We start from the raw sequence: 3,245 nt of genomic DNA on the forward strand, positions 1-3,245 counted from the left end.
GGCTGGCGCCCGGGCTTCGAAGCCTCCCGCCTATCCTCTACGCGACGGGCCAGCGGCCAATGCCAAGCTGCAGTGAAGGTTCACGGGGTCTTTCCGTCCTTCCGCGGGTAAGTCGCATCTTCACGACTAGTGGAATTTCACCGGGTCCATGGTCGAGACAGCGCCCAATTCGTTGCGCCTTTCGTGCAGGTCGGAACTTACCCGACAAGGAATTTCGCTACCTTAGGACCGTTATAGTTACGGCCGCCGTTTACCGGGGCTTGGCTTCGGGGCTTCGCTCGCGCTAACCCCTCCGCGTGACCTTCCGGCACCGGGCAGGCGTCAGACCCTATACGTCGGCTCTCGCCTTCTGCAGAGTCCTGTGTTTTTGGTAAACAGTCGATTGGGCCTCTTCACTGCGGCCGGCCTCCGCTCGCCCAGCAAGTGGGTCCACGTACGCGCCGGCGCCCCTTCTCCCGAAGTTACGGGGCCATTTTGCCGAGTTCCTTGACCATGGTTGACCCGATCGCCTCGGTATGTTCTACCCACCCACCTGTGTCGGTTTGCGGTACGGGCGGAGATGCCCCTGCCTAGGGGTTTTTCTGGGGACCACGGGCTCACTCGCTTCGCTCAGTCGCTTCGTCCGGAGCCTCGCCCTAGTGGAGACCGGATTTGCCTGGTCTCCGGGCCGCGCTCCATCACGGGGACGTCCAGAACCCCGCCGAGCCACCCCAATCCGTCGCCCCGTCGGTCGTGACGGTGCATCTCCGGTGCAGGAATGTCCACCTGCTGCGCGTCGCCTACGGCTTCCGCCCTCGGCTTAGCCCCCGACTGACCCTGGGAGGATTAGCCTCGCCCAGGAAACCTCGGGTTTACGGCGGACGAGTTACTCTCTCGTCTCTCGCTACTCATGCCAGCATTCTCACTCCCCAGCAGTCCACCGTCGGTGACCCTCCGGCTTCGCCCCGCTGGGGACGCTCCCCTACCCAATGAAATCTCATTGCCGCCGCTTCGGCTCTCAGTTTAGCCCCGTGTATTGTCGGCGCATGTCCACTCGACCAGTGAGCTGTTACGCACTCTTTGAAGGGGTGGCTGCTTCTAAGCCAACCTCCTGGTTGTCTGCGCGGACGCACATCCTTTGCCACTTAACTGAGAATTGGGGGCCTTAGCGGGCGGTCTGGGCTGTTTCCCTCTCGAGCACACAGCTTAGCCCACATGCTCTGACTGCCGAGATATGGACCGACCGGCATTCGGAGTTCGGTTCGAATCGGTAGGCGGCGAAGCCCCCTCATCGATCCGGTGCTCTACCTCCGGCGGTTAACTCTCGACGCTAGCCCTAAAGCTATTTCGGGGAGAACGAGATATCTCCGGGTTTGATAGGCCTTTCACCCCTATCCCCAGGTCATCGGCGCACTTTTCAACGTACGTCCGTTCGGCCCTCCACGGGGTCTTACCCCCGCTTCAGCCTGCCCAGGGATAGCTCACCCGGCTTCGCGTCTGCGGCACGCGACTGGAACCGCCCGTTTCGGACTCGCTTTCGCTCCGGCTCGCTTCCCAGCTTAACCTCGCCGCGTGCCAGCAACTCGCTGGCTCATTCTACAAAAGGCACGCCGTCACAGGACAAGCCTGCTCCGACGCCTTGCGGGCGCACGGTTTCAGGTACTGTTTCACTCCCCTCCCGGGGTGCTTTTCACCTTTCCCTCACGGTACTGGTGCGCTATCGGTCACATGGGAGTATTCAGGCTTGGAGGGTGGTCCCCCCGGGTTCGGACCGGGTTTCACGTGCCCGGCCCTACTCAGGTACCTCCACCGGGCTCCATCCCAGGGTGCGCCTACGGGGCCCTAACCCTGTGCCGCCGGCCTTCCCATGCCGTTCGGCTCCCCTGGATGGATGCCCGCCGGGAGCGCCAGCTCCCGGGCGGGAGGCCCTACAACCCCGTGGGCGGTAAGGGCTGGCGCCCGCCCGCTCCACGGTTTGGCCTAGGTCCCCTTTCGCTCGCCGCTACTCGGGGAATCTCGAGGTTGATTTCTTCTCCTCCGGGTACTTAGATGTTTCAGTTCCCCGGGTTGTCCTCCCCCGACCTATGTGTTCAGTCGGGGGATGCCAGGACTTCTCCTGGCGGGTTCGCCCATTCGGAGACCCGCGGGTCGAAGGGTGTGTGCCCCTAACCGCGGATTATCGCAGCTTGCCGCGTCCTTCATCGGCTCCATGTGCCAAGGCATCCGCCGTGCGCCCTAGATATCTTCCCGCACGACCGTGCGGGACGCCGTATCTAGACACTTGAATGTCTGGGTGTCGCATACGCTCGGTGGCACACGCCACCGGCGATCGTCATGCAACTTACTATATTTGCAGATTGGAAGATATATCTCATATCTCAATATAGAAGAATCGATCAGATCGTAATAGATCCGTCTTGTCGCTATGCGGCTCTCAAGGTACGCGGGGCTACCCCGGGGACCGGACACGCGAAGGGGCGGGCGGAGACTCGGGCACACCTGCGCCGTAACTTTGTGAGATTTGGTTCTCTGTTGCTTTCTGAAAGCGGTCTTGCTCCCTAGAAAGGAGGTGATCCAGCCGCACGTTCCCGTACGGCTACCTTGTTACGACTTCACCCCCCTCACCCTCCACACCTTCGGCGCCTCCCCCCAGATGGTTGGGCCGGCGACTTCGGGTGCAGACGACTCGGGTGGTGTGACGGGCGGTGTGTACAAGGCCCGGGAACGCATTCACCGCGGCATGCTGATCCGCGATTACTAGCAACTCCGACTTCATGGGGGCGGGTTGCAGCCCCCAATCCGAACTGGGGCCGGCTTTCAGGGATCCGCTCCGGCTCGCGCCATCGCATCCCGCTGTACCGGCCATTGTAGCACGTGTGCAGCCCAGGGCATAAGGGGCATGATGACTTGACGTCGTCCCCGCCCTCCTCCGGATTGACTCCGGCGGTCCCGCATGGGTGCCCACCCGAGGTGCTGGCAACATGCGGCGGGGGTTGCGCTCGTTGCTGGACTTAACCAAACATCTCACGACACGAGCTGACGACAGCCATGCACCACCTGTGACCGCTCCTCTCGGCCACCGGGTCTCCCCGGCTTCACGGTCATGTCAAGCCCTGGTAAGGTTCTTCGCGTTGCTTCGAATTAAGCCACATGCTCCGCTGCTTGTGCGGGCCCCCGTCAATTCCTTTGAGTTTTAGCCTTGCGGCCGTACTCCCCAGGCGGGACGCTTAATGCGTTGGCTGCGGCACGGAGGGATCGTCCCCCCC

2 rRNA genes are annotated in these 3,245 nt (G+C 62.5%); both read right to left on the reverse strand.

Going from position 1 to position 3,245, the window contains the following annotated elements:
• Nucleotides 1-2,229, reverse strand: a 23S ribosomal RNA gene (locus AOBCEHNH_RS01150); the annotation flags it as partial.
• Nucleotides 2,230-2,541: 312 nt separating this feature from the next.
• Nucleotides 2,542-3,245 (reverse strand): 16S ribosomal RNA (locus AOBCEHNH_RS01155); the annotation flags it as partial.

Origin of the sequence: Collinsella intestinalis, from assembly GCF_902501455.1 — a bacterium.
GTDB lineage: Bacteria > Actinomycetota > Coriobacteriia > Coriobacteriales > Coriobacteriaceae > Collinsella > Collinsella intestinalis.